Source organism: Deltaproteobacteria bacterium HGW-Deltaproteobacteria-6, from assembly GCA_002840435.1.
In the GTDB taxonomy this organism is placed as follows: domain Bacteria; phylum Desulfobacterota; class Syntrophia; order Syntrophales; family Smithellaceae; genus UBA8904.
This window is the reverse complement of sequence record PHAT01000032.1, coordinates 1-1,494: the sequence shown is the minus strand read 5'-3', so window position 1 is coordinate 1,494 and position 1,494 is coordinate 1. Positions and strand designations below refer to the sequence as shown.

The window sequence follows — 1,494 nt, the reverse complement described above, 5'->3', positions numbered from 1 at the left end:
AAGGCATTGTAACTGTTATTCGCATTCCTTTTCTGATTTTAGCGCTGATCCTGGGTATTCTGGGAGCCGCCGTAGCCTGGTATGAATCAAGGCTTTTCGGCTCGCCGTTTAACCTCGGGTATGCGGCACTGGCCACATTCGGTCTCCTGGTCGCCCATGCGGCGGTCAATATCTTTAACGCCTATTTCGATGCCCGCAGGGGACTGGATTATAAACCCCGCCGCACTCCCTTCAGCGGCGGGAGCGGCGCCGCACCGGAAGGTTTGTTGACGGTTTCAGAGGTTTTGTGGCTGGGGATTGTCTGCTTGCTTATTCTGATTCCTATCGCTTTGTTTTTTGTGCTGAAATCGGGCTGGATGCTTTTACCGCTTCTGGTGCTGGCTGCTCTTCTGATTATCTTTTATACCCCTCTCATTCTGAAAATGGGTTATCCCGAGTGGTCGGCCGGCCTGGGACTGGGGATTCTGCCGGTGATGGGTGCATATTTTGTTCATACTGGTGCGTATTCAGCGAGCGCTTTCATCGCATCAATGCCGTCATTTTTTCTGGTGCATAATCTGCTTTTACTCAATGAGTTTCCGGATGCCCAAGCGGATGTGACGGTGAACAGGCGCACGCTGCCGATTATTGCCGGCAAGAAAAAAGCGGCTTATTTTTTTTCGATCGTTACGTTGCTTGTTTATGTCTGGGTCGTCTGGGCGGTCATCTGTCGTTACATGCCTGTCTTCACGCTTGTGTCGCTCGTGACGTTGCCCCTGGCCTTCCAGGTCATTAAAGGATCGTTCCGGTATGACGACATGGAAACCTTTCTGAATGCCATGGGAAAGAATGTTCTGCTGGTACTGCTGACGCAGGCGCTCATTGCAGGGGGATACATTTTAAGCGGAATTTTTCTGATGTGACATGGATCGATACACTGGAGCAAAATTGAAAAAGTGAATCGAGAAACTAAAATTTGAAGGGAGATTTAAAATTTGGAATATTATTTAATGCTGTTCAAAAACGGTTCATTTAAAATCTACAAAAACAAACAGAGTCAGGGACGAATGGAACAAGGCGCTCGCCAATTTGCCTGTTCCAGCAATGTGACGGTGCAGGATTTATACACCTGGGCGGCCAACGGTTATAAAAAGTTAAATACCGTGCGGGAAGTTGAAAGCTAATGGCCAGCTCATCATGATACCTGTTTAGTTTAGCCTGAACAACTCATATTGGTAGGTGAGCTGATAGCCTTTCTCACGGAATAATCTCAGGCATGCATTGGCGACACCATTGTCATAAAGAATCCCCTTGTTTTCCTCTATCTCTTTAAGAGCCGCATCCAGACCCAATGACGCACGATAAGGGCGGTGGGTAGCCATAGCTTCCACAACATCTGCTACGGCAAGAATGCGGGCCTCCATAAGAATTTCATTCCCTTTCAGGTTTCTCGGATAACCGGCACCGTTCATCCGTTCGTGATGCTGATGGACGATTTCTGCCAGGGGCCATGGA

At 48.5% G+C, this 1,494-nt stretch carries 3 protein-coding genes; 2 read left to right on the top strand and 1 reads right to left on the bottom strand.

Going from position 1 to position 1,494, the window contains the following annotated elements:
* Both CVU71_18595 and CVU71_18590 read left to right on the top strand, forming a co-directional pair.
* Positions 1-902: hypothetical protein (locus tag CVU71_18595; GenBank protein PKN16728.1), on the top strand; the 902-nt coding region annotated here is incomplete at its 5' end.
* A 72-nt stretch (positions 903-974) separates the two neighbouring features.
* A complete protein-coding gene (locus tag CVU71_18590; GenBank protein PKN16727.1) occupies positions 975-1,163 on the top strand; it encodes a hypothetical protein in 189 nt (62 codons plus the stop codon).
* A gap of 24 nt (positions 1,164-1,187) precedes the next feature.
* Here CVU71_18590 and CVU71_18585 read toward each other — a convergent pair.
* Positions 1,188-1,494, bottom strand: a 307-nt coding sequence (locus CVU71_18585; GenBank protein PKN16726.1) for a hypothetical protein, incomplete at its 5' end; no start/stop codon positions are given.